Origin of the sequence: Dyella sp. BiH032, assembly GCF_031954525.1 — a bacterium.
Taxonomy (GTDB): Bacteria; Pseudomonadota; Gammaproteobacteria; order Xanthomonadales; family Rhodanobacteraceae; genus Dyella_D.
The window spans coordinates 155222-179956 of record NZ_CP134867.1 but is presented as its reverse complement, the minus strand read 5'-3'; the positions used below and the strand labels follow the sequence as shown (position 1 = coordinate 179956).

Here is a 24735-nt window from a genome sequence, read left to right as displayed (position 1 = left end):
AACGGCTTCAGCCCTTAGGGCGATGATGGTGCGAACGCCGGAACGATCTTCACGCCGCCGCGACGCAAGTCACTGATGCGCCGGTGGTCCCGAGCTTGGCACGCTGCTTGCCAAAGAGCTTTGCGTTTTCCCACATCTCTACCCGCCGAGGTTTGTCATGTCCGCCCAGAAAGTGCTCGACCTGATCAAGGAACACGACGTCGAGTTCGTCGACCTGCGTTTCGCCGACATGCTCGGCAAGCACCACCACGTCACGTTCCCGGCCCATGCCATCGACGAGTCGACCTTCGAGGACGGCAAGATGTTCGACGGTTCCTCGATCTCGGGCTGGAAGGGCATCAACGAGTCGGACATGGTCCTGCTGCCCGACGCGGAAACGGCCTACCTCGATCCGTTCAGCGCGCACACCCAGCTGGTCCTGCACTGCGACGTGCTGGAGCCGAGCACGATGCAGGCCTACGGCCGCGACCCGCGCTCCATCGCCAAGCGCGCCGAGGCGTTCCTCAAGTCCACCGGCATTGCCGACACCGCCTTCTTCGGTCCGGAGCCGGAGTTCTTCGTATTCGACTCCGTGCGCTGGCAGAACGACATGGGCCGCGTGTTCTACGAAATCGGTTCCGAAGAGGCCGCCTGGTCGTCGCGCTACAAGTACGAAGACAACAACACCGGCCACCGTCCGGGCGTGAAGGGGGGCTACTTCCCGGTCAGCCCGGTCGACTCGCTGGGCGACCTGCGCGCCGACATGTGCAAGGTGCTGGAGTCCCTGGGCCAGGTGGTGGAAGTGCACCACCATGAAGTGGCCAACGCGGGCCAGTGCGAGATCGGCGTGAAGTTCAACACGCTGCTGAAGAAGGCCGATGAACTGATGACGCTCAAGTACGTCATCAAGAACGTCGCCCACCAGAACGGCAAGACCGTCACCTTCATGCCCAAGCCGATCGTCGGCGACAACGGCAGCGGCATGCACGTGCACCAGTCGCTCTCGAAGGACGGCAAGAACCTGTTCGCCGGCGACCTGTACGGCGGCCTGAGCCAGACCGCGCTGTGGTACATCGGCGGCATCTTCAAGCACGCCAAGGCCATCAACGCGTTCGCCAACTCCACCACCAACAGCTACAAGCGCCTGGTGCCGGGCTTCGAGGCGCCGGTGATGCTGGCCTACTCGGCCCGCAACCGCTCGGCCAGCTGCCGCATCCCGTACGTGTCCAACCCGAAGGGCCGCCGCATCGAAGTGCGCTTCCCCGATCCGATGAACTCCGGCTACCTGGTGTTCACCGCGCTGATGATGGCCGGACTGGACGGCATCATTAACAAGATCGACCCGGGCGCGCCGGCCGACAAGGATCTCTACGACCTGCCGCCGGAAGAAGAGAAGAACATCCCGCAGGTGTGCTCCAGCCTCGACCAGGCGCTGGAAGCGCTGGACAAGGACCGCGACTTCCTGAAGGCCGGCGGCGTGTTCACCGACGACTTCATCGACGCGTACATCTCGCTGAAGATGCAGGAAGTCACCCGCTACCGCGCCAGCACGCATCCGCTGGAGTTCCAGATGTACTACGCGCTCTGACGCGCGTCGGCATGTGGGGGAAGGAACGGGCGCTTCGGCGCCCGTTCTTTTTGCGCGCCGGCTGATGCAGCGCTGCTTGCGGCGAGGCGAGGGCGAGCGGCTGCCGGAAGAGCGTGCCTTCCCTTCCTTGCCTCGCCGGTAATGCACGTGCGTCATCACGAAGCCGCTGGCCGACAGCGCAGGCAGGCGGTCGCGGCGGGCCGCGCTCGCACCGGCGCGATACACTCGGCGCATGCCGTCCACCACGCTCTGGCGCAATGACCTGCTGTCGGTGATCGACTACCGGTGCAACGCCGGTCCGGGCGACGTCCCCTTCGTGGAACGGTTCGGCAGCCACTCGGTGTCCTACGTCCGGCGCGGCAGCTTCGGCTGCCGCATGCGCGGACGCAGCTACGACCTGGTGGCCGGCGCGGTGCTGGTGGGGCACCGCGGCGACGAGTTCATGTGCACGCACGAGCACCATGCCTGCGGCGACGAATGCCTGTCGTTCCATCTATCGCCCGAGCTAGTGCAGGCGTTGGACGAGGCGTCCTCCACCTGGCGGGTGGGTGCCATGCCGCCGCTGGCCGAGCTGATGGTGCTGGGCGAACTCGCGCAGGCCGTGGCGAACGGCGACAGCGACGTCGGCCTGGACGAAGCGGGCCACGCGCTCGCGATGCGCTTTGTCGAACTCGCCGGCGGACGCACGCGCCGGCCCCTGGCCGCGCGCGCCGCCGACCGTCGCCGCGCGGTAGAGGCCGCGCTGTGGATCGATGCGCATGCCGAGCAGACGGTCGATCTCGACACGCTGGCGCGCGAGGCCGGTCTCAGCGCCTTCCACTTCCTGCGCGTGTTCGGGCGGACGCTCGGCGTGACGCCGCACCAGTACCTGATCCGCGCGCGCCTGCGCCGCGCCGCGCGGCAGCTGGCGGAGAGCGCGCGACCGGTCACCGACATCGCCTACGACGTCGGCTTCGCCGATCTCTCCCATTTCACGCGCAGTTTCCGCCGCGCCGCCGGAGAATCGCCCGGGCGCTTCCGCCAGCGTGCGCAGGGACCGCGTTCAGGCCGCCCTGGCCGGGCGTGAAGCGACGCGGCGCAGGAGGAATTCGCCACGCCGTTCCCAGGTTGCGCCTTCGTCGCTCGACTCGCGCCGCAGCCAGCGGAAAGAGTCCTCCGCGATATCGGTGAAGATCCACTGGCAGCGCGCGCCGGACGGCAGGCGGAATTCCTGCACGATGTCGTTGCCCACGGCGCGGCCGATCAGATGATCGTAGGCCTGGCGCACCGGGTCGTTCCACACGATGTGCCAATGATCCTGCGCGGGATCGTAGATGCGCAGCGTGGTGCCGTAGATCACTTCCGGCTCGCCGGGCTGGCGCAGGTCGCGCGCCGGTGCGATCCATACGTCCTGCACCGCGCGGCCTTGCAGCGCCCAGTCGAAATGCACCTCGGCGCTAGTTTCTCGGCGCCTACCGTCGGTTTCCGGATAGCTCAGCGTGCCGCGCCAGGACCCGACGAAGCGGCCATACAGGCGCATGGCTTCGGCGCGATCCGGGGCGGGGCCATCGGCGTGCAGGGCTTCGAGCATGGGTGAAGTGTCGGGCATGGCGTTCGCTCCATCGCAAAGGGAACGCCATGCTCGCGCCGTGCCGCGGCGGCGGCTTGGAGAAAATTGCTCCGGCGGGCTTTTTCAGGAGCGCGCCCGCATCGCGAAATAGCGCGCCGGCGATGTGCCGAACGCACGCCGGAACATCGCGATGAAATTGCTTGGCGAGGCGTAGCCGAGCGCATCGGAAACCTGCGCGACCGGCTGGCCATCCGCAAGCATCGCCAGCGCACGGGCCAGCTGCGCCTGCTGGCGCCATTGCGCGAAGGAAAGGCCGGTTTCCGCCGCCATCCGGCGCCGCAAGGTGCTGGGCGACATGGCGCCCCACGCGGCCCAGGCGTCGAGCGTGCGGGGATCTCCGGGCGCATCGAGCAAGGCCTGGGCGACGCGCCGAAGCCGGGCGTCGCGGGGCATCGGCAGATGCAGCGACTCGCGTGGCGACCGGCCGATCTCGTCAAGGATCACGGCGGCCACGCGCGCCTGCGCAGGTGTCAGCGGAGCGCGCTTGTCCCACGTCTCGGCACGCCGCACGAGGGCACGCAGCACATCGGACACGCCGATCACGCAGGGTTGTGCGGGCAACCGGCGTGCCGCGCGCGGCGCGACCAGCAGGCTCCATCCGGCCAGCGCGCCGCTGACCCGTACCTCGTGCGGCAGGCCCGGCGGTATCCAGCCGGCGCGGTGCGGCGGCAGCAGCCAGGCCCCGTGCGGCGTCCGCACGTCCAGGAAGCCGCTGTCGACGCAGAACACCTGGCCACGGGCGTGCTGGTGCCAGGCGTACTCGCGCGTGCCGAGCCGGTATTCGTTGCCGGCAGCGTCGTCGCCGCGCAAGGCGATCAGCGAGGGGCCGTCGAGCGCTTCGCTCAGGTCGACGGAGATGGAAGGGGGCTGGGCGTGCATGTGGTTGGATTTCATCATTTCCTGCGCTTGTGCCGCTATCGCGTCACGCCCGCCAGCCCGGACGATGACCGGGCGCGCGCCCTTCGGCGCATCAGCCAACATGGAGAACGGCATGCATGTCTTGCATATCGGCATTGTCGGGGCCGGCCTGGGCGGCCTTTGCCTCGCCCAGGGCCTGACGAAAGCGGGTCACCGCGTGGATGTCTTCGAGCGCGACGCGACCCTGGACGCGCGCGGGCAGGGCTATCGCCTGCGCATCGATCCCGACGGCCAGCGCGCACTGACCGCCTGCCTGTCATCCGGCGCCTACGATCTGTTCCGCCACAGCTGCGCGGCGCGCAACACGACCAGCCGCTTCGTCGATCCGCAGCTTGGCCTGCTGGCAGAACGACGACCGCTTCATTGGAAGGCGACGAGCGAGGCCGGGGACGAAGGTCAGGTGGGTGATTTGAGCGCACACCGGCAGACGCTGCGCGACATCCTGCGCCACGGTCTGGAGGAGCGAATTCATCTCGGCCGACCGGTGCTCGATGTCTTGCCGGCGGAGAACAGCGTGGACGCCATTCTCGCCGACGGCGGGCGCCGCCGATTCGATCTGCTGGTCGCCGCCGATGGCGTGTCGTCGGGACTGCGCGATCGCCTGCTCGCGGAGGCGGCGCCTGACGACACGGGAGCGATCACGATCTACGGCAAGGTCCCGCTCGCGCCTTCAGCCGGCGCGCTACCGGATGCCAGGTGGCTCGAAGGCGTCACGGTAGTCTTCGGCGACGGCGTCAGCCTCGTGGTCGAACCCATGCGCTTCCGCGCGCCGCTGCCGGAACTCGCGCACGCCTATCTGCCGGGCTGCAAACTGGGCGTGGTGGAGGATTATCTGTACTGGGCCTTCGTCGGCCGCGCCGAGCGGCTCGGCGGCCCGCTGGCGCGCGGGATCGCTGCGACCGACCTGATGGAACGCGCGCTGGAGGCCGCGCGAGGCTGGCATCCGGCGGTACGCCGCATGGTCGCACTGAGCGATACCGCTTCGCTGAGCGCGCGTCCTGTGCGAATGGCGCGCGACGTGCCAGTCTGGCCCACCGGTCGCGTCACGCTGCTCGGCGATGCGATCCATGCCATGAGCCCCGCGGGCGGCCTCGGCGCGAACACGGCGCTGTCGGACGCAGCGAGCCTGGCGAGCCTGCTGGTGCGGGTGGATGGCCCGGGCACGTTGATCGACGCCGTGCGCCACTACGAAGAAGCGATGCGCGAAAGAGCGCGGCGGGCCTTGCACGCGACGCGGGAAGCCGCCGAGCGACTGCTGTCGGGTACCGCAGCGAGCGATGCATAGAAACGCGTGCCAGAGGGAACGGGCGCTTCGGCGCCCGTTCCGCTTTCACCGCGGCGATCAGGACGCCGTGGCGGCCGCGCGCACGCGGAAGCCGAACAGAATCAGCAGCGCCGCTCCCGCCAGTACCAGCGCGCTGCCCGCGAACACGCCGCGCGCGCCGCCGGCGTCGAAGATCGCGCCGCCCAGCGCCGCGCCCAGGCTGATCGCCAGCTGCACGCCGGCCACGATCAGGCCGCCGCCGCTCTCGGCCTGGTCGGGCACCGTGCGCGTGATCCAGGTGGACCACGCCACCGGCACGCCGCCGAAGGCCATGCCCCACAGCGCGACAAGCACCGCATGGGCGGCCGGCACGCGGCCGATCGTGACCAAGGCGATGGCGATCGCGCTCATCAATAGAGGCATCGCCAGCAGCATCGCGCGCAGGTTGCGCTCCAGCACCATGCCGGCCAACGACGTGCCGACGAAATTGGCGATGCCGAAGCCGAGCAGAATCGCCGATAGGCCGCTCACGCCCACGCCGGTGACGTTCTCCAGGAACGGGCGCAGGTAGGTGAAGAAGGCGAAGTGGCCGGTGAACACCAGCGTGCAGGCCAGCATGCCGCGCGCCATGCCGGGCCGCTGCAGCACCTCCACCAGCGTGCGCAGGCTGGTGGTGCCGTTGGGCGGCATGCGCGGCAAGGTGACCAGCTGCCACACCAGCGCGACCGCGCCCAGCACGGTCGCCAGCAGGAACACGTTCCGCCAGCCAATCAGCGCGCCGAAGTAGCTGCCCATCGGCGCCGCGGCGATGGTGGCGAGCGAGACGCCGGCGAAGATCAGCGACAGTGCGCGCGGCACGTGCGCCTCGGGCACCAGCCGCATCGCGGTCGCCGCGGACATGGTCCAGAAACCGCCAATGGCGATGCCCAGCAACACGCGTCCGGCAAGCACCGCGACAAGGTTCGGCGCGAACACCACCAGCAGGTTGGACAGGATCAGCAGCACCGAGAAGGCGACGAGCACCCAGCGCCGATCAATGTTTCGTGTCACGGTCGAGATCAGCAGGCTGGTCACCATCGCCACCACCGCGGTGGCGGTCACCGCCTGGCCGGCCAGGCCCTCGGTCACGCCCAGGCTGGCGGCCATCGGCGTGAGCAGGCTGGCCGGCAGGAATTCCGCCGTGACCAGGCCGAACACACCCAGCGTCAACGACCACACCGCGCCCCAGGCGGGCCGGTCCGGGGCTGCGCCGGGTTCCAAGCTCCGTACGTTCGTGTCCATCAGTCATCCCATCGTATGTTGCGATGCAGCGTAGCGTACGGACGGTCTATGATGTCGGCTCCTTGATTGTTGATCGATCGTCCGGAACGCCATGGACGCACCGCTTTCTCCGTCCATCCCCCACGACCTGGCCAGCGAGCTGCTGCTGGGCATGCGCCTGGTGGGCGTGCAGTACCGGCGCATCGAAGTGGCGCCGCCGTTCGGGCTGGCCTTCGGCGAAGCGCCGGAGCGCGCGCAGTTCCATTTCGTGGCGCGCGGACCGGTGTTCCTGCGCAGCCCGAACGGCGCCATGCATCGCCTGGACACCGGCACCGCCGCGTTGCTGCCGCGCGGTGGCACGCATCAACTGCGGTCGACGCCGGAGCCCGCGCAGCCCTGCCAGGACGTGGCCGCGCTGCGCGGCACCGACCTTTGCCCCACGGTCCACGCCGTCCGGTCCTGCCCGCTCGGCGACGAAGGCGCGCTCATCTTCAGCGGCTGCATGGAGTTCGACCTGGGCGGCATGCAGGCGCTGGTCGGGGTGATGCCCGAAGTCATGCTGGTCGACACCCTGCTGGACCGCTATCCGGAACTGCGCGCGATGCTCGACGCCATGGAGCGCGAATCGCGCGCGCCGCGCGCCGGCTCGGCCGGCATCCTCGCGCGCCTGGCCGACGTGGTCTCCGCCTTCATCGTGCGCGGCTGGGTGGAATGCGGCTGCGGCGAAGCCACCGGCTGGGTGGAGGCACTGCGCGATCCGCGCCTGGGCAAGGTACTGGTGGCGCTGCATCGCGACCCCGGACGCCACTGGACCGTGGCCGAGCTGGCCGCGCAGATGGGCAGCTCGCGCTCGGTCTTCGCCGAACGTTTCCTCGCCGTCACCGGCATGACGCCGCTGCGCTATCTCACGGAGCTGCGCATGCGCCTGGCCGCGCAATGGATCGCGCGCGACCAGGAGCCGATCGAAGCCGTGGCTTACAAGCTGGGCTATGGTTCGCTGGCCGCGTTCAGCCGCGCCTTCAAGCGCGTGGTGGGCCGGCCGCCCGGCGCGGTGCGCGGGCGCGCGGCGGAGTAAGCCGGAGCGCGTTGATCCGCACCGTGACGGAGGTATGCCGCGCGCACCGCGGCGTTTTCACGATGGAAGAGGAGCCGAACGCATGACCCGCACTGCCCTGGCGATCCGCCACGTCGCTTTCGAAGACCTCGGCCTGCTCGCGCCGCTGCTGGCCGAGCGCGGCTACGACGTCCGTTATGCGGAAGCCGGTGTCGATGCCATCGGCGCGGCGGACGTCACCGCGGTCGATCTCCTCGTGGTCCTGGGCGGGCCCATCGGTGTCTACGAGAGAGAGCGCTATCCCTTCCTGGTCGAGGAACAGGCCGCCATCGCCGCGCGGCTAGCAGCACGCCGGCCCACGCTGGGCATCTGCCTGGGCGCGCAACTGATGGCGCAGGCGCTCGGCGCCGAGGTGGCGCCGACCGGCCGGGCGGAGATCGGCTTCGGCCCGCTGTCGCTCACTGACGACGGGCGTGCGTCCGTACTCCAGGCGATTGGCGATGTGCCGGTGCTGCACTGGCATGGCGATCAGTTCGCGATTCCCGCCGGCGCGCAACGCCTGGCGCAGACGCCGGGCTTTCCCAACCAAGCCTTTGCCCTCGGACGCCACGCGCTCGGCCTGCAGTTCCATCTGGAAGTGGAAGCGCCGCGGCTGGAGCGCTGGCTGATCGGCCATGCGCACGAGTTGGCGGCGCATCGTATCGATCCCGCCACCATCCGCCGGGATGCCGCATTACATGGCGACGCGTTGACCCGCGCCGCGCGCGCGGTTTTCGAAGCGTGGCTGGATGGCTGCGAGGCCGGCGAGTGACGATTTCCGCCAGAGCGCTTGATGATTTCGCCCACCGCCGGTGGGCTTCGACGGACACGGCACCACCCGCCGTGCATACTCCGCCCTTTCAATGACTGCACCGGCGCGAGGCCATACAGGCCGCGCCAGCTCCGACGGAGGGACGAGGGATGAAACGCAAAGCCGGCAACGCACTGCGGTGCGCGATCGTGTTCGGACTGGCCACCTGGATGGGCACAGCGCTGGCCCAGCAGGCGCCGGCGGCGCATCCATGGAGCGATGCGAAGCTCTCGCCCGACAAGCGCGCCGATCTGCTGCTGGCGCAGCTCACGCAGGACGAGAAGTTCCACCTCATCCGCAGCTACTACGCCGGCCCGCGCAAGCCGGAAGACAAGCCGGTGCCGCCGGGCTACATCGGTTCGGCCGGCTACATCCCGGCGCTCGATCGCGTCGGCATTCCCGCCATCCAGGAAAGCGACGCCGGCCTGGGCGTGGCCACCTCCGACCGCATGCGCCCCGGCGACTACGCCACGCCGCTGCCGGCCGGGCCCGTCACCGCGGCGAGCTGGGACCCGAAAATCGCCTTCCGCGGCGGCGCCATGATCGGCGGCGAGGCGCATGCGAAAGGCTTCAACGTGCTGCTGGCCGGCGGCATCAACCTGATGCGCGAACCGCGCAACGGCCGCAACTTCGAATACGCCGGCGAAGACCCGCTGCTGGCCGGCACCATCGTCGGCGAAGCCATCCGCGGCATCGAAAGCCAGCACGTCGTCTCCACCATCAAGCACTACGCGCTCAACGACCAGGAAACCGGCCGCACCACCATCAGCGCACAGATCGGCGAGCAGGCCATGCGCGAATCCGATCTGCTGGCCTTCGAGCTGGCGATCGAGCGCGGCAAGCCTGGCTCGGTGATGTGCTCGTACAACAAGATCAATGGCGACTGGGCCTGCGAGAACGACTACCTGCTCAACCAGGTGCTCAAGCGCGACTGGAAGTATCCCGGCTTCGTGATGTCCGACTGGGGCGGCGTACACAGCGCGGCGAAAGCGGTGAACGCAGGGCTGGACCAGGAATCGGCCGGCGAGATCTTCGACAAGGAGATCTACTTCGATGCGCCGCTGAAGACCGCGCTCGCCAAGGGCGAGGTGAAGCAGGCGCGCATCGACGACATGGTCAAGCGCATCCTGCGCAGTTTCTTTGCCGCGGGCGTGTTCGAGCATCCGGCAAAGAAGGCGCCGATTGACGAGAAAGCCAACCTCGCCGTGGCGCGCGAAACGCTGGAAGCCGGTGCGGTGCTTCTGCGCAACGAGAACGGCCTGTTGCCGCTCGATGCGACGAAGCTCGAATCCATCGCGGTGATCGGCGCGCACGCGGATAAGGGCGTGCTGGCCGGCGGCGGTTCCTCGCTCGTCAGTGCAAAGGGCGGCAACGCCGTGCCGGGCCTGAAGCCGACCGATTGGCCGGGCCCGATCATGTATCACCCCTATGCGCCGCTGAAGGCATTGCAGGCGATGGCGCCCAAGGCGAACGTGCAGTTCGCCAGCGGCGATGACGTCGCCGCCGCCGCGGCGCTCGCGGCGAAGTCGAAGGTCGCCGTGGTGTTCGTGCAGAAGTGGGCCGGTGAAGCGTTCGACGCGCCGGACTTGTCACTGCCGGATGGCCAGGACGCACTCGTCGCCGCGGTAGCCAAAGCCAATCCGCACACCATCGTCGTGCTGGAGAACGGCAGCCCCGTCGCCATGCCCTGGCTCAATCAGGTGGGCGCCGTGCTGGAAGTCTGGTACCCCGGCGGCGACGCCGGCACGGGCATCGCCAACCTCCTCTCCGGCAAGGTCAACCCTTCCGGCCGCCTGCCCATCAGCTGGCCGCGCGACGTCGCGCAACTCCCGCGCCCCGACCTCCCCGCCGCCGCGGGCGGCACGCCGCCGGACACGGTGGACTATGCGATCGAAGGCGCGAATGTCGGCTATCGCTGGTACCAGATGAAAGGCATCCAGCCGCTGTTCCCCTTCGGCTACGGCCTCTCGTACACCACCTTCGAGCACGGCCCGCTCAAGGTCGACGCGAAGGGCGACAAGGTGACGGCCACGGTAACCGTGGCCAACACCGGCAAGCGCGCCGGCGCGGATGTGGCACAGGTGTATGTGCAGGTGCCGGGCGCGAAGGCGAAGCGTCTCGCGGGTTTCGCGAAGGTGTTCCTCAAGCCGGGTGAGAAGCGGGAGGTGAGCATTCCGTTGGAGCGGAAGTTGTTGGCGGACTTCGACGTGGCGAAGCGTGGGTGGGTGGTGCGTGGGGGCGAGTACGTGGTGGTCGAGGGTTCGTCGTCGGAGACGGTTGGGGCGCCGATCAACGTGACGCTTTCGGCCTCCACGCTTTAACGCCTGCCAGGGACAAGGCAGGGCCCACAGTTACCCTGACCTCGTCCTTGATATGGTCAAGTAGGTCGCTATGGCCGTTAATACGGATCGCATGTCTATAGCGTGCTGGTCCCGGTAACACACCGGAGCATATGAGTCCGCGCGCCGCTGCCGTGGATGCTGTTGGATATGGCGAACCACTTTATGTTGCTCGTGGGGCTCCATGTGGATACGCCGGCCGCATTGGCAAAATCGCCATCACGATTATAGAAGGCAAGGCAAGCTCTTCTTCGGACGTCAAAGAATCTTACGTCTAGCTGTCAGTTACCCGTTGCTCATAACAAGCCGACTTATCGGATCAATGAGTTAGTCGTGCGAAAGCGCAACATTCGCAAGATGCTTGTGCAAGATATTTTGTTCTGCTACTTGTCTTCACGCCGCCGTTCTATTTTCTGGCGGCGAGAAGGCATGAGATGGGGGTAAGGGGCCATCTCTACGACTTCGCGCGTGCGGGGGCACGACTTTCAAACCGGGGGAATTATGGCTTGTCGTCAGCGGCGCGTTTCGCGCCATGGATGGATTGCGGTCGCGCTTTTGCTTCTGTCGACGGGCCTCGCTGCCCAGCAAAATATTTCTCCAGAGTTGGAGTACAAGAAGCTCCTCAAGATTGATGAGGACATCCAACCTCTCGGCGAAAACCCTTTTGGCGAGAACATTGGCCTGTACAACGGGAGCCTGTCGTTTTCGCAGACAGATATCAGCCTTTCCGGTACCGGCCCGCTGTTGCAGTTGACGCGGTCGTTCCGTATCACGGGCAAGGACGACACCGATGGCTTTGCCAACTGGGCCTTCGCTGACTGGGAGCTCGACCTTCCTCGTATCACCACTATCGCTGCGACTCAGCAGAACGTGCAGGACTGGATGGTCGATGGTCCTTCGCCATTGGCAATCTGCACGCACATCGGGATCCCGCCGGTCGTAATGAAGCCCGGAGGTATCACCAGTCGCCAGAACTGGGGCGCCGATGAATGGTGGCATGGCTATCAGCTGGTGATGCCCGGAGGTGATTCACAGGACATTCTTGGGCGCTCTCAAGGGAACTACGCCTACGCACCGCAAATGCCCGGGCAGGTGTTTCCCGCGCTCACCAAGAAGCACTGGATGATCGGTTGCCTGCCGCAGGCGGCCAACGATTCCACGCGTGAGGCGTTCTTCGCGCTTGCGCCGGATGGCACGAAATACACGTTCGACTATTTCGGCTACAGCCAAGCGCCAATCATCACTAAGCCGATACCGCTATCCGACGGCGAAACGGACGACCTGTACCGCGAATACGCAGCCCTGCTGGTGACCAAGATCGAGGACCGCTTTGGCAACTGGCTGCACTACAACTATACCGGGGGGAATCTCACGAGTATCACCGCCAGTGATGGACGCGAAATCTCGTTGCAGTACAACAGCAACGGCACGATCGCTAGCGTTACCGCGCAGCCTTCCAGCGGCACCCCGCGGACATGGACATACAGCTACGGTACTTTTCCTGCGACAGGGCAGCCCACCCTAACCCGAGTGACTCAGCCTGATCAGAGCGAGTGGGGTTTTGCCATGGCAAACCTCAAGTATCAGCCTGATTTGACGCCGAACATTCTTGGTGATTGCAACAGCCCGGGTGTGGTTGCTCCAAGTTCCTGGTCCGGCAGCATCACGCATCCCTCCGGCCTCACAGGCACCTTCACCGTGACAGCGATCAAGCATGGTCGCTCGCACGCGCCGAAGTCCTGCTGGGGTGGAGACTATGAGACCGGCTATGCACTCGTTCCACGTGCCTGGTACTCGTACACGATCACCAACAAGATATTCAGCGGCGCAGGCCTACCCGCCTCGCAAAGCTGGAATTACAGCTACTCGCCAGCCAATGACAGCTGGGATAACGATTGTGTCAATGGTTGCCCGTCGACTGTCTGGACCGATGTAGTCAATCCGGACGGCAGAGCCACGCGTTATACCTTTAGCAATTGGTTCGACATCAGCGAAGGCCGGATGCTGCGCACCGATATGTATGTCGGGAACACGAGCAGCGCAATCGCGCGATCGGAGATCACCCAATACGCCAGTGAGTCGAATGGTCCGTGGCCAAGCTGGTTCGGAACCAGCTGGCAGGGTCAGCGCATCAATGAGGCAATTACCTCTCAGGTGGCGCCACTGCAACAGAAGGACATCCAACAGGACGGAGATACTTATACGTGGCTGGCCGAATCATTCAATGAGTTCGCACAAGTCACCAAGACCAAGCGGTACAACAGCTTCAGTCAGGATCCGGTCGAGGAACAGACGGCCTACCTCAATGATCTGCCGCATTGGGTGCTTGGCCTGCCCACACAAGTGGACAACATTTACAAAGGCCAGACCGAGACGATCGATAAGTATGTATACGATCTGAGCAACGTCACGCTGTCACAACGCTATCGCTTCGGCCAGCCGGTAATGAGCTATACGTTCAACGCTCAGGGCCAATTGGCGAGCTTCACCGACGGCAATACCCACACTACTACGCTGGGCAACTACAAGCGCGGTATTCCGCAGCTGATCGGGTATCCAGATAGCACCACGCAAAGTCTGGTGGTGGATGACTTCGGTCAGATTACGAGCATCACGGATCAGGCTGGCGCAACGACCAGCTATACCTATGACCCGGTAGGCCGGATCAAGCGCATCTACTATCCATTGGGCGACGAGGTGGCGTGGTACCCCAAGACGTTCGACTATGCGTTCGTCGGCGCAGCCGAACAAGGGGTGCCGGCCAACCATTGGCGGCGCGTGACGACTAAGGGCAACGCCGTCACCACGACCTACTTCGATGCGATGTTGCGCCCGGTACTGAGCACGACTTCCATTAGCGGTACCAGCACCGCGATCAGTGCGCGCACCGATTACGACTGGAAAGGCCAGAAGACATTCGTGTCCTATCCGGTCAACGGCGCGCCGGACCGCAGTGCGATCACCGCTGGCACCACCAGTTTCTACGACACGCTCGGCCGTCTTACCCAGACCCAGCAGACCTCGGAACTGGGCACGCTGACCGCTACTACAACATACCTATCGGGGGCCCGCCGGCAGGTTACCGATCCGAAGAACTACGTCACCACGACCAGCTACCAGGTCTTCGACCAGCCCACCTATGACGCTGTAATCCAAGTGCAGGCGCCGGAGGGCATCAACCAGACCATTATCCGCGACCAGTATGGCAACCCCACGCAGATTCATCAGTGGGGTACGGCCAACGGTTTAAGCGGTGATGTCACCAAGACGCTGGTCTACGACAGCTATCACCGTCTGTGCCGCACCAGTGAGCCGGAAAGTGGCAGTGAAGTGACGGCCTACGACAACGCCAACAACGTTGCCTGGACCGCTTCGGGCATGGCGATTACCGGCACTGATTGCGGGTACGGGCAAGTGCCTACTGCGGCGCAGACCACGCGCAGCTACGATCCCATGAATCGCGTGCTGACCTTGGCGCCGCCGGCAGGGACGCAGAGCACGACCTATTCCTACGATCCGCTGGGCAACGTCCATACCGCCAGCTCGGGCGTGACTTTCTGGACCGGCTTCCGCAACAAGCTCGGGCAGCTCACGGGCGAATCGCTGCAGGTCGATGGCCAGGACCTGTGGCGCATGGGTTATGCCCATGATGCCTACGGCTCGGTCAGCACCATCCAGTACCCGGATGGCGAAGCAGTGAGCTACGCACCGGATGCTTTGGGCCGTGCGACCCAGGTGGGCGGTTATGCCACCGGCGTGAGCTATTACCCGGACGGCGAAGTCGCCTCCTTCACGTTCGGCAACGGCGACTCGTATGCCGTACAGAAGAATGCCCGTCAGCTGTTGAGCAACTTCACCTACGGCAACGGCGGCGCGCTGAAGCTCAGCGAAGACTACGCCTACGACGCCAACGGCAACATCACGTCCATCACCGACCTGGCCGCCGGTACCCGCACGAAGACCTTCGGCTACGACACGCTCAACCGTCTGACCAACGCCCAGGCCAGCAACCTGTGGGGCACGGAGAGCTATGGCTACGACCCGATCAACAACATTCGCAGCCGGGTCAGCGGCGGCCAGATGTTCACCTACAACTACGACGCCACCAATCGCCTGACCAGCATTACCCAGGGCGCTAATGCCGTCGTCACGCTGGGCTACGACAACCGTGGCAACGTCAACAGCCGCAATGGCACGACGATGAACTTCGACCAGAAGAACCAGCTCACCGATATCCCCGGTTACGACAGCTACCAGTACGACGCGGCGGGACGCCGCGTGATCAAGACGCCGGCTAACGGGGCGGGAGCGACGTACTACTTCTACACCCAGGCGGGCCAGCTGGTGTACGCCTTCGACGCCAGCGCGTCCAAGGCCACCAACTACATCTACCTGGGCAAGAAGCTGATCGCGCGCAACGAGTCGCTCAAGCTCGGCAACCCCGCGAGCATCACCTTCAGCGCCAACGCCAGTGGCGGCAACTACACGGTCAACTGGACGGCCGTGCCGGGCGCCACCAGCTACAACCTGCAGATAAGCGCCGACAACGGGGCGAGTTGGAACGTGGCCGGCAGTGGCACGTTGACTGGTACCAGCCTGGCAGTGTTGAACCAGGAGGGTGGAGATTACCTTTACAGAGTGCAGGCCTGTGCCGCTTCCGGCTGCGTCAGTGGCTGGACGGTCTCCGCCACCTTGGGTGTGACGCCGGCAACGCCGACGATCATGGTGCCCGGCGGCATCGTCAACGGCAACTACACTGTGAGCTGGACCGCGCCCATGTCGGCTACCAGCTACGACGTCCAGGAAGCGCTGAACGGTGGCGCATGGGTGACCATCGCCGCTGATACCACGGCGCTGTCCATCAGTCGTCCAGGCACCGCGAGCGGCAACTACACCTATCAGGTGCAGGCCAAGAACAGTCATGGCACACGTGGCTTCGTGACTTCATCGGTCGTGAAAGTGGACACCACGTACGGTGTGGTTCCCCCCGCACCGACCAGCCTCGCGGTGCCGGCGGCCAGCGCCGATGGCAACGCCGCGCTGAGTTGGGCTTCAGTGAGCCAGATTACCCATTATGTGGTCCAGCAGAGCAGCGACGGCGGCAGCAACTGGTCGAACGTGTATGACGGCACCGCAACCACCGCTGCCCTGAGCGGCCTTGCCAATGGCAGCTATCTGTACCGGGTGGAAGCCTGCAATGCCTACAACTGCAGCGCCTGGAAAGCCGGCAGCAATGCCCTCGTGGTTACTCATCCACCCACGGGCATACCAACCTTGTCCGTGCCAAGCAACAGTACCAGCGGCAGCTACGCGGTTAGCTGGACCGCGGTGAGTACGGCGACCAGCTATACATTGCAGGAAAGCACCAATGGGGGTGGCACCTGGAGCACGGCGCAGTCCAATGGTGGCACCAGCTGGTCGACCAGCGGCCGCGGCAACGGCAGTTACAGCTACCGCGTGCAGGCCTGCAATGTCGGTGGTTGCGGTGGATGGAGCAGCACGGGCACGACCACGGTGCTTCTGCCGCCGCCCATGCCTGCGAGCATCAGCGTGCCGGCCACCAGCAATGGCCCGGTCGCGATCAGTTGGGCGGCTAGCAGCACGGCTACCAGCTACAACTTGGCGCAGAGCTTCAACGGCGGCGGGTTGACCGGTGTATACAGCGGTGCGGCGACGAGCGTTTCGACGACCGAGAGCGCCACGGGCAGCGTGGTCTTCTATGTGCAGGCATGCAATGCCAGTGGTTGCAGCGGTTACAAGACTAGCAGCGCAGTGACCGTAACTATTCCGCCAAGCAGTGCGCCTGGCATTAGCGCGCCTTCCAGCAATAATTCGGGCAGCTACACGGTGAGCTGGTCGGGCGTGGGCGGTGCGACGTACTACAACTTGCAGGAGCAGTTGAACGGCGGCGGGTGGACGCTGGTACAGGCCAATGGTTCGACCAGCTGGGGTGCGTCAGGCAAAGGCACCGCGACGTATGGGTACCGCGTGCAGGCGTGTAACGCAGGTGGATGTGGGCCTTGGAGTGGCACGGCAAATGTGGTGGTCACACGCATTCCCGCTACCCCCACAGCTCCCGATTACAGCCTAAGCGGCGGTGGGGCCAAGCACTATGTGTACTTGAACTGGTCGACCGTGGCGGGTGCTACCAGCTACGACCTGGAAGAAACCAACTCAAACGACGGTACTTTCATCGTCTATACGGGGCCAAACACTACATTCAGTGAACTTACGGATATCACTGGAGACACCATCCAGTACCGGGTGCGTGCTTGTAATAGCGCGGGTTGTTCGCCGTGGAGTGGGTATAGGACGGTGTCGCTATGATAGGCGGCCTGATTTCAACCCGTGATCTGGACGGAACTATGCTGGCCAGAATACTGAAGGGCTTATGCATCGTCTTATTGATGCTGCTTCCGTGTCTTACAGCACAGGCAGGCAAGGTAACGTACGTTTATACCGATCCGCAGGGAACGTCGTTGGCTGAGGCAGATGGTAGCGGAACTATCATCGCTACATTCGATTACAAGCCTTACGGGACACAGTCATCCGGATCTCTGGTTGCTGGGCCTGGCTATGCCGGTCACGTGAACGAACCGGAGATCGGACTTGTTTATATGCAAGAACGATACTATGACCCTGCATTAGGGCGCTTTTTAAGCGTCGATTCTCTGGGGTTTGTCGATAATTTCAATCGTTTTTCCTATGCTGGAAATAACCCTATAAAAAATTTCGATCCGGACGGCGCTGATTGTGCAGGTAATGGGGATAGCGGAGACGATTGCCATGATGGCGGTAAGAGCGATCAGCAGCCACCGCCACTTCCGTCGCCTCAGAATCAAAGCCAGCCAGCAGGGGCTATTACATTGGCTCCGGTAATTGTCGGTACCAATTCGACCGTAACTCCCATTATTGTTAGAGGAGCATGGATGACCGTCGGTCGTGCATTAGCGGCTGCCGGCCCTTATGCTCTTGCCGTGACGCTGTATGTCGCAGATGCAAACTCTGTACACGACTCTATTTATGGCAGGCAAGGATGCTATGGGGCGGTCTACTGTGGAGGGCCAATCGTAGTAAGCTCCAAGCCGTTAAAAATACCGGTACCCAAGTTGAGCGGCAAAGAAGGGTCAAAAGACGCTCCGAGCTGGGCAAAAGGTCAGCGTCCTTATGTCGGTGAAAGTGGCAAGGAATTTGCCGACCGCCTATTCGGAGATAGGTATGGAAGGCCGCCGTCGGCGTCAGACAAAGGTGCTGGTGGCGAATGGTCTCAGATTAAAAAGTGGGGAGATAGAAGTTTTAAGGACCCATGAGGCTGGATAATGAAAAAAGTATATATACTCGAACATAGTCGTGAAAATGCAGATGGCGAGGATGAGTATAAAGTTATAGGAGCGTACGAGACTATGGCAGATGCAGAGGATGCCAAGTCTAGGGCGGTGCTGAGGCCGGGCTTCAAGGATTATCCGGATGATTTCAATATTGTTGAATACGTCTTGGGTCAAGATCACTGGGTAGACGGATTTTTTGTTTGGACTCCAGATTCGGAGTAAATTTCCGCTTTATGACTATCGTCACCGACAGAGGCGTGGTGGTCTCAGGCTGACGGCTTTCGAACTGAATTGGCCAGAGCCGGCTGCGTTCGCTCGGGCGGCCAGGAGGCGTGCCACGCGCATTTGAGCAAGTGGTGTCTCGATTCATTAGCGTCGTACAACGGATGCGCCAGGCGGCGAGTCGATAGCGTAGGTTTGAGGTAGCCGTAGGCGAATCGCAAGGCATCGTTGTGATTCGTCGGTACCTATCCCGACCTACGTTTCGCCGCGCCTTCCTGGCACGGCGGAACACCGAACGCATCAGAACGAATACTTCGCCGTCAGCAACGTCGTCATGCCCGAATCCACCACGTCGGAGATCGCCAGGCTGTTGCGGCCCACGTGCGACCAGTACGTGTAATTCTTCGTCAGGTTGGAGATCGACAAGTCGACCTGGAAGCCGTGCGGGAAGGCGTAGCCGGCGTGCAGGTCCACGCGCGTCACTGGGCGGATCCACAGGTTGTCCCACGCGGCGTTCTGGCCGAAGTAGTCGTAGGTGGAGACGTACGAGCCGGCGTAGTGGTAGCTGAGGTTCACCGAGAAGCCGTTCTTTTCGTAGAACAGTTCCGCATTGCCCATCAACTCCGGCGCGTTCTGGATGCGCTGGTGGCGGAAGCCGTCCATGCCGAGGTCCACGCTCGTCCACTGGCGCGTGGCATTGAGGCCCACGCCGAAGCCGTCGAACGGCGCAGGCATGTCCTGGAATTTCTGCCGCACGGCGGCTTCCACGCCATACACCTTGCCGTCGCCGCCGTTCTGCGGACGCACGTACTGGATCGAGCCTGCGTCGGCGGTGCCCGCGTTGACCGGGTTGCTGCCGGATTCGTAGATGTAGTTGGAGAGCTTCTTGTAGAACAGCGCCGCCATCGCGTGGCCGCCGTGCTGGTTGCTCCACTCGCCGGAAAGGTCGAGGTTGAGCGACTTAATCGGCTTGAGGTTGGGGTTGCCTTCGGTGATCGTGGTCAGGCCATCGGCCGACATGCTCACCTGCGAGCCGCCGCCGAGCTGCACGAAGGCCGGACGGGTGTAGCTGCTCCAGATCGAGCCGCGGTACACCGCGTTGTCGCCGTCGCGGTGGTTGACGAAGAGACTGGGCAGCGGTTCGTCGTAATGGGTGTAGTTGCGCGCGAAGTAGCCCACCTGTTCCTTGCCGGCGGCATCGCGCGGCGTCACCCAGAAGGTGTTGCGGATGTCGGTGTGCTCGAAGCGCAGGCCAGGGATCACTTCCAGGTCGCCCCACTTGAAGTTGGCCATGGCGTAGGCAGCGCTCACCGTCTCGCGGGCGCGCTGGGTGTTGCAGTTCCAGTTGTTGATGTACAGGTCGCTGCAGGTGTCCAGATTGCCGTCGGTGACGTGCGAGGCGATCAGGCGCTTGAGCGCGCCCTGGTCGATGGTGGGCACGTTGTAGTCGTAGACGCCGGGGAATACCGACGAGTAGCCGCCGTCGATCAGGCCCAGCGAGCCGAAGCTGCGGCCGTCGGTGAACTTGGCCGTGGTCCAGTCGCGGTTGGTGAACTCGCGGTGGGCGTCGCTGTACTTCACGCCCATCTGCACCGAGCGTAGCGGGCCGCCGTCGTCGAAGTCGTAGCGGGCATCGAACTTCAGGCCGCCCTTTTCCTGGCCGCTGTACGACTTGGTCAACTGGCCCGCGCGGCGCGCGTACATCGTGGCGACGCTGTTGAGCTGCGCGTTCATCGCCGGTGTCAGCATCGGGTAGGGCAGGTTGTCGGCGCCGTAACTCATGACCGTGCTGGCGCCGTAAGGAAAGTTGGCGGAGCTGTACTGGTCGTTGCGCGCGGAGATCTCGACGTGGTCCGGACGGTCGTTGTCGCCAAAGCTGTAGAACAGGCTGGGCGACAGGGTCCAGCCACCGAGCGTCTTGTCGCCGCCGACCTGGAAGGTGGCCAGGTCGGCCTTCTCCGGGTTGGTCTCGTACCAGAAACGGGTGGCAATGCGGCCGATCATCGGCTCGTAGAAGCCGGTGCTGCCCACCGGTATGTATTTGACGTTCGCCGGGATGATCTGCAGGTAGGTGGTGTTCTGCGCTGTCTTGGCGTAGCCGTAGGTGGCACGCGCGTAGGCGGTAAGGGTGTCATCCACCTTCCAGTCCAGCGAGACGTTGCCGCCGTAGCGCTTGGTGTCGCCGGACGAGGTGCCGATGTTCATGCCGGTGCTGAGCAGGTTGCGTACGGGGTCGAAGCCAGGTGCGTTGTCGCCGGAGGCGGTGGTGCGGGCGAACTCCCACGCACCGTCGTTCAGTGCGGACGAGGCGGCGGCCGCTTCGCTGTTCACGTAGTTGCGCTTGTCATAATACGCGCTCGCGTAGATACCGAACTGCTTTTCCTGGCCGAACTTGGTCTGGAACTCGCCGGCCAGGCCGCCGCCCAGGCCGTTGTCGCCGTAGTCGCGCGCGCGGCTTTCCATGCGGCCGCTGGCGGTGATGCTGCCGCTCATCGGCGCGCTGAAGTCGAAGGCGGTGGGCGTGCGGAAATCGATGGTGCCGCCGATCGCGTCGCCGTCCATGTCAGCGGTAGAGGTCTTGTTGAGCACGATGGTCTGCAGGCCGGAGGGAGGCAGCAAGCTCAGCTGCACGCCGCGGCTGTAGGCCATGCCCTGCGCCACGTTCACGCCGTTGATCAGGTTGACGTTGTATTCGGCGTTGAGGCCGCGCACCGAGGTGAACATGCCTTCGCCGCGCGAGGCGCCGTCGATGCCGCCGAAATACGACTGCCCGGTGTTGAACACGTTGACGCCAGGCAACAGGCCCAGTGCCTCGGCCACGTTGTGTACGGCGGTGTACTTCAGATCATCCGCCGACAACACGTTGACCGTGTTGACCGCGTCCATCTGCAGTTGGCTGGCGTCGTAGCGGTTGGCGGCCACGGTGATCTTGGTCAGCGTGGTGGCAGCCGCTGGCGTGGCGGTACCGTCCTGCGCCGCCTGGGCGGGCGCAGCAGGAACGTCGCCGGCGAAGGCCGTGCCGGCCAGGGCGAGACTGCCGATGGCCGCCGCGATGGCACGGGCCAGGGGATGTAGGGAACGCATGTGGTGCAACTCCGGGATGGCTCGGTGGGGATGTCGTTCGGCCATGGGAAAGGCCGAGGGAGCCGGCGAAGCTAGCGAGCGCGCGTGAAAATTCCATGGCGCTTCGATGAAAAACCCACACGAAGCTGACGCGTCCAGACGTCTAAATGAAATAGTCGAGCGTCACACGCGTGACATGTGCGGAGCCAAAAATACCCTGGAAAGATCGATCTAAATGAAATCGCCTGCTTCGCGACGTCACGCGACCCTGGCGTTCGCCTCGATGTCGCCGTCGGCGACGACGCGATTGCGTCCGCTGCGCTTGGCGCGGTACAGCGCCGCGTCCGCGTCGCGGCACAGGCGCTGCAAGCTGTAGCCGGAAGCGGCCGTCGAGGCGACGCCGATGCTGGCCGACAACGGGACGGTGCAATCGGCGTCCATGACGGGCGTCGATTCGATCGCCTGCCGCAGGCGTTCGGCGACGAGTGCGCCCTGCTCGCGCGTGCGGTCGAGCAGCAGGATGCCGAACTCCTCGCCGCCAAGCCGGCCGAACAGGTCGCTCGGCCGCAGCAGCTGCTTGCATACCGACACCGTGCGTTTCAGCGCGGCGTCGCCCATCGCGTGACCGTGGGTGTCGTTGATCTGCTTGAAATGGTCCAGGTCGATGGAAATCAGGCAGGCCGTGCCTTGCTTTCGTTCCATCAACCGTAGCGCGCGTTCGGCCTCGCCGATGAAATGCTGGTGGTTGGAGGTGCCGGTAAGGCCGTCGATGCACGACAGCCTCTTGAAGCGCAGCTGCGACCGCTTGATGCGGAACAGCCACAGTGCGATCGACACAATCACCAGCAGTAGCATGGCGATATAAAGCCGGCCGGCCTCGACGGCCTTGGTATTCAAAGCCTGCTGCAATCGCAGGATGCGGTTTTGCTTGCTGAGCGCCTCGGTTTCGAGCCGCTGCACGTGCAGGTGCTGCTGGGCCATTTCGTACGCTAGCGTGCGCGCGCTGACGTCGTTGAGGTAACCCTTGTCCTGTGCGGCGTACTGTTCGTGGTAGGCCAGCGCGGCTGCGCTGTGGCCTTGCCGTTTTTCAATCTGGTACAGCACTTCGTAGGCGACCATCAGCCATTCGCTGATCTCGCCGGGATGGCCCATGGCGAGAGCGGCGAGCGCGGCTTTGCGTGCTTCGCTGTCGTTGCCGAGCATGGCGTGGGCCTGCGCGCGCTCGGTCTGCGCCGACAGCATGTGCTGGTAGTAGCGATTCAACCGGATGCTCGGCGCGATCTGGTCGAGCAGGGCCATGGCCTTGGCGGGCTGGTGCTCGTCGAGATAGAGGCTGCCGAGCACGAGCCGGATGCTGTTGGTGGCGACCGCCTGCCGCGCCTCGGTGCAGGCGTCGATGCCCTGCCGCAGTTCCGGACTGGAGGAGGTCAGGCGCTTGCCGTTGTAGAGCGCGGCGATCTGCAGGTTCAGCGGCAGGCAGCGGTTGTCGCCGGGCGGGATGGTGTCGTCCATCATGCGCGCGTACTTGATGGCGAGGTCCGTCTGGCCCGCATAGTCCAGCACCTGGGAGAGATTCATCAGCACTGAGTAGCGGGTCGCGGCGTCCTTGATGCGCGGCAGTTCGCCGGTCAGCTGGTTGGCCAGCGCGAAGGCTTCTTCGTAGCGCTGATTGAGCCCCAGGTTCATGAGGAGCAGCGAGGACGCGCGGAGCGTCAGGATGTCGTCCCCGGAATGGCCAATCACCTCTCGCAGCAGCTTCTCCGAGCGCACGTAGTCGCCCTGGAACATGACTTCCCAGGCGTCCAGGTAGCGCAGGTGCCAGGATTCGCGCGGCGACAGTGTCGGCGCTTCATGCTGGATCTGCCTGAGCATTTCGACGAAGCGCGGATGGTCTTTCCGCTGCAGGCCTTCGGCCTGAGCGAGAAACGCCGCCGGGTCGGCGATGACCGCAGCGGCGTTTCCGGATAGCGCGAGCGCGCCCACGGCAAGGCCTATCCGTACAGGCCATGACCGCAAGCGCTTCGCCGGTTCGGTCATGTCGGAGGCCGAATCCGATTACAGCGCTTGCTCGTCGGGAATCGTGGGAACGTCCTCTTCCTCGGGCTCTTCCTCGGCCGGGAACTGGGTCGATTGCGGCGGCGGTTCGACTTCGCGTCCCAGCTCCACTTTCAGCGGCGACCGGTCGCCGTTCGAGGCGGCGGCCTTCAAGGCATCCGAAGCCTCTGACGCTTCTAGTTTCCTGGCCAGCTCATCGCCGGGCAGATGGCGCAGCGAAGCGTCGCTTCCGATCGCCTCGAGCAGATCAATGGTGTCCATCGTATTTCCCCCTGTTTCGATATGGCACTACTTGGTTGGCGCATGCCGGCTACGCTGCCGCCGGCATGGTCCTGGCTGTCCGCGGCGCCGATGAATGGCTGTGCCGCGCCGGCCGGTCACACTGGGCCGTGGGCCCGGAAAAGCTTGTCGCCTTGGCGTTTCGGCTTCATGCCAGGGCGCTTTCCTTGTCCAGCGCTTCGAGTCGTTGCCGCATGGCCGTGTTGAGCTTCAGCGGCTGCGCCGGCGGCAGCAGCACGGTCTCTTCGGCGGTCAGCGGCGCGTCGGCCAGTTCGCCGAGCGTGAGGCGGCGGATGCGTGGCTTCTCGATCGGCAACGTCGCGCCGCGATAAACGATGACTTCGTGGTCGAGCGGATAGTCGCGGCTCAGGAGTTCCACCAGCAGCGCGCGGTACTTCGGGCCCGCGTCGAAGCGGCCCAGCGAGCGGTTGCCGACGATGCCGACCTGCCACAGGACGACGTAGCCTGCGGTGTCGATCCTGCGCTCGTAGAACAGCAGCTGGCTCGCCTCGAAGTGCTGGCACCCGAAGCTGCCCGGGTCGATCCCCAGGTCCGCATAGAGGCAGTCCTCCGCGGAAATGCCTGGTTCCATGTGCGCATCGAAGCCTTCCGCGCGCGCCACCTCGATCGCCTTGTGCGGCGACCACGCGAAGATGCCCGGGTGTCCGTAGAAGACGCCGCACACGCGCTTGCCGGCGCGCACCTCGGCCATCATCAGCTCGACCCATTCCCGGTAGGTCTTCATGCGCGACTTGCCCTCGCGGTAGTAGGGCTGAAGGCTGCGCACGTCCGGATGCATGCGCTGCAGCCAGAGCTCGACCACGCCGTCCGAGAGGCCCGCGAACACTACGTCCGCCTGCTGGATATGGCTGCGCGCCAGCGGCGTGAGGTGCGAGCCCAGGGTCATGCCCAGGCCGACGCACGCCA

At 64.7% G+C, this 24735-nt stretch carries 16 protein-coding genes; 9 read left to right on the top strand and 7 right to left on the bottom strand.

Translation table 11 applies throughout. The features are described from left to right. Nucleotides 1-157: 157 nt before the first annotated feature. Both glnA and RKE25_RS00715 read left to right on the top strand, forming a co-directional pair. Nucleotides 158-1567 (top strand): type I glutamate--ammonia ligase, encoded by a 1410-nt coding sequence (gene glnA / locus RKE25_RS00720; protein WP_311840356.1) that lies wholly within the window; start codon nt 158-160, stop codon nt 1565-1567. Between the two features lie 232 nt (nt 1568-1799). Then, complete coding sequence (locus RKE25_RS00715) at nt 1800-2633, top strand: AraC family transcriptional regulator (protein WP_311840355.1); 834 nt, start codon at nt 1800-1802, stop codon at nt 2631-2633. Here RKE25_RS00715 and RKE25_RS00710 read toward each other — a convergent pair. Beyond that, a complete protein-coding gene (locus RKE25_RS00710; protein ID WP_311840354.1) occupies nt 2610-3155 on the bottom strand; it encodes a hypothetical protein in 546 nt (181 codons plus the stop codon). The two genes, RKE25_RS00715 and RKE25_RS00710, sit on opposite strands and share 24 nt — an antisense overlap. Before the next feature lie 84 nt (nt 3156-3239). Next, complete coding sequence (locus tag RKE25_RS00705; protein ID WP_311840353.1) at nt 3240-4055, bottom strand: helix-turn-helix transcriptional regulator; 816 nt, start codon at nt 4053-4055, stop codon at nt 3240-3242. Here RKE25_RS00705 and RKE25_RS00700 point away from each other — a divergent pair. Continuing rightward, complete coding sequence (locus RKE25_RS00700) at nt 4054-5379, top strand: NAD(P)/FAD-dependent oxidoreductase (RefSeq protein WP_311840352.1); 1326 nt, start codon at nt 4054-4056, stop codon at nt 5377-5379. The genes RKE25_RS00705 and RKE25_RS00700 overlap by 2 nt on opposite strands. A 57-nt stretch (nt 5380-5436) precedes the next feature. Here the strand turns inward: RKE25_RS00700 and RKE25_RS00695 are convergent, their stop codons facing one another. Next, on the bottom strand, nt 5437-6639 hold the full coding sequence (locus RKE25_RS00695) for an MFS transporter (protein WP_311840351.1): 1203 nt from the start codon (nt 6637-6639) through the stop codon (nt 5437-5439). Nucleotides 6640-6730: 91 nt separating this feature from the next. Here RKE25_RS00695 and RKE25_RS00690 point away from each other — a divergent pair, with 91 nt between their 5' ends. From RKE25_RS00690 to RKE25_RS00665, 6 genes are all read left to right on the top strand, one after another. Further along, a complete protein-coding gene (locus tag RKE25_RS00690) occupies nt 6731-7693 on the top strand; it encodes an AraC family transcriptional regulator (protein ID WP_311840350.1) in 963 nt (320 codons plus the stop codon). An 82-nt stretch (nt 7694-7775) separates the two neighbouring features. After that, on the top strand, nt 7776-8483 hold the full coding sequence (locus RKE25_RS00685; RefSeq protein ID WP_311840349.1) for a glutamine amidotransferase: 708 nt from the start codon (nt 7776-7778) through the stop codon (nt 8481-8483). A gap of 149 nt (nt 8484-8632) precedes the next feature. Beyond that, the gene (locus RKE25_RS00680; RefSeq protein WP_311840348.1) at nt 8633-10843 is read left to right on the top strand and encodes a glycoside hydrolase family 3 C-terminal domain-containing protein; all 2211 of its coding nucleotides are present in this window, start codon (nt 8633-8635) and stop codon (nt 10841-10843) included. A 519-nt stretch (nt 10844-11362) separates the two neighbouring features. Beyond that, nucleotides 11363-17188, top strand: a complete 5826-nt coding sequence (locus RKE25_RS00675; protein WP_311840347.1) for a hypothetical protein — start codon at nt 11363-11365, stop codon at nt 17186-17188. Continuing rightward, nucleotides 17185-18171 carry an RHS repeat-associated core domain-containing protein gene (locus RKE25_RS00670; RefSeq protein WP_311840346.1) on the top strand — a complete coding sequence of 329 codons (987 nt, stop codon included), beginning with the start codon at nt 17185-17187 and terminating at the stop codon, nt 18169-18171. Before RKE25_RS00675 ends, RKE25_RS00670 begins: the two co-directional genes overlap by 4 nt. Before the next feature lie 9 nt (nt 18172-18180). Then, complete coding sequence (locus RKE25_RS00665; RefSeq protein ID WP_311840345.1) at nt 18181-18411, top strand: hypothetical protein; 231 nt, start codon at nt 18181-18183, stop codon at nt 18409-18411. 300 nt (nt 18412-18711) lie between these two features. On the opposite strand, the gene RKE25_RS00660 is transcribed toward RKE25_RS00665, so the two are convergent. The 4 genes from RKE25_RS00660 to RKE25_RS00645 form a co-directional block, all read right to left on the bottom strand. Further along, a complete protein-coding gene (locus RKE25_RS00660; protein ID WP_311840344.1) occupies nt 18712-21495 on the bottom strand; it encodes a TonB-dependent receptor in 2784 nt (927 codons plus the stop codon). 237 nt (nt 21496-21732) lie between these two features. Further along, nucleotides 21733-23457 (bottom strand): GGDEF domain-containing protein, encoded by a 1725-nt coding sequence (locus tag RKE25_RS00655; protein ID WP_311840343.1) that lies wholly within the window; start codon nt 23455-23457, stop codon nt 21733-21735. A gap of 72 nt (nt 23458-23529) precedes the next feature. Then, complete coding sequence (locus RKE25_RS00650) at nt 23530-23790, bottom strand: hypothetical protein (RefSeq protein ID WP_311840342.1); 261 nt, start codon at nt 23788-23790, stop codon at nt 23530-23532. 166 nt (nt 23791-23956) lie between these two features. Beyond that, on the bottom strand, nt 23957-24715 hold the full coding sequence (locus tag RKE25_RS00645) for an SAM-dependent methyltransferase (RefSeq protein ID WP_311842295.1): 759 nt from the start codon (nt 24713-24715) through the stop codon (nt 23957-23959). Nucleotides 24716-24735 lie beyond the last annotated feature (20 nt).

Excerpts from the sequence above, each read along its gene's own strand:
- glnA (WP_311840356.1), top strand. The coding sequence starts at position 158 with ATGTCCGCCCAGAAAGTGCTCGACCTGATCAAGGAACACGACGTCGAG.
- RKE25_RS00715 (WP_311840355.1), top strand. The coding sequence starts at position 1,800 with ATGCCGTCCACCACGCTCTGGCGCAATGACCTGCTGTCGGTGATCGAC.
- RKE25_RS00710 (WP_311840354.1), bottom strand. The coding sequence starts at position 3,155 with ATGCCCGACACTTCACCCATGCTCGAAGCCCTGCACGCCGATGGCCCC.
- RKE25_RS00700 (WP_311840352.1), top strand. The coding sequence starts at position 4,054 with ATGTGGTTGGATTTCATCATTTCCTGCGCTTGTGCCGCTATCGCGTCA.
- RKE25_RS00705 (WP_311840353.1), bottom strand. The coding sequence starts at position 4,055 with ATGCACGCCCAGCCCCCTTCCATCTCCGTCGACCTGAGCGAAGCGCTC.
- RKE25_RS00695 (WP_311840351.1), bottom strand. The coding sequence starts at position 6,639 with ATGGACACGAACGTACGGAGCTTGGAACCCGGCGCAGCCCCGGACCGG.
- RKE25_RS00690 (WP_311840350.1), top strand. The coding sequence starts at position 6,731 with ATGGACGCACCGCTTTCTCCGTCCATCCCCCACGACCTGGCCAGCGAG.
- RKE25_RS00685 (WP_311840349.1), top strand. The coding sequence starts at position 7,776 with ATGACCCGCACTGCCCTGGCGATCCGCCACGTCGCTTTCGAAGACCTC.
- RKE25_RS00680 (WP_311840348.1), top strand. The coding sequence starts at position 8,633 with ATGAAACGCAAAGCCGGCAACGCACTGCGGTGCGCGATCGTGTTCGGA.
- RKE25_RS00675 (WP_311840347.1), top strand. The coding sequence starts at position 11,363 with ATGGCTTGTCGTCAGCGGCGCGTTTCGCGCCATGGATGGATTGCGGTC.
- RKE25_RS00670 (WP_311840346.1), top strand. The coding sequence starts at position 17,185 with ATGATAGGCGGCCTGATTTCAACCCGTGATCTGGACGGAACTATGCTG.
- RKE25_RS00665 (WP_311840345.1), top strand. The coding sequence starts at position 18,181 with ATGAAAAAAGTATATATACTCGAACATAGTCGTGAAAATGCAGATGGC.
- RKE25_RS00660 (WP_311840344.1), bottom strand. The coding sequence starts at position 21,495 with ATGCGTTCCCTACATCCCCTGGCCCGTGCCATCGCGGCGGCCATCGGC.
- RKE25_RS00650 (WP_311840342.1), bottom strand. The coding sequence starts at position 23,790 with ATGGACACCATTGATCTGCTCGAGGCGATCGGAAGCGACGCTTCGCTG.
- RKE25_RS00645 (WP_311842295.1), bottom strand. The coding sequence starts at position 24,715 with ATGACCCTGGGCTCGCACCTCACGCCGCTGGCGCGCAGCCATATCCAG.